Origin of the sequence: Streptomyces sp. rh34, assembly GCF_002551245.1 — a bacterium.
GTDB lineage: Bacteria > Actinomycetota > Actinomycetes > Streptomycetales > Streptomycetaceae > Streptomyces.
In genome coordinates, this window is sequence record NZ_NTGZ01000626.1 from 1 (window position 1) to 345 (window position 345).

At 84.1% G+C, this 345-nt stretch carries 1 pseudogene; it reads right to left on the bottom strand.

Annotated elements, in window-relative coordinates:
• A pseudogene (locus CR470_RS38540) lies at positions 1 to 345 on the bottom strand (hypothetical protein); the annotation flags it as partial.

The following is a 345-nucleotide window of genomic DNA, read 5'->3' on the forward strand; positions in this document are numbered from 1 at the left end:
CCGTGGCCCGGGGCGCCGCCGTGGCCCGGGGCGCCGCCGTGGCCCGGGGCGCCGTCGAGATTCGGGGTCAGCGAGGAGCTGCCGGTGACCGGTCCCGTGGTGGGGCCGGACGGACCGGGCGGGCGCACCCCGAGGCCGGGAGTGGAGCGGGGGCCTCCGCCGGGGGGCTCGGTGCCGTAGCCGTCGAGCGCGCTGCGGCCGGGGCCGGGGCCGGGCAGGCCCGGTCCGCCGCCGGTCTGCGGGGCGTCCGAGAAGTACGGCAGGTCGGGACGCGAGCGGCTCGCGTCGCCGTCGGCCGCGCCACCGGGGCCGGACGGGGCGCCGGGTCCGCCCGCGCCGGAAGGG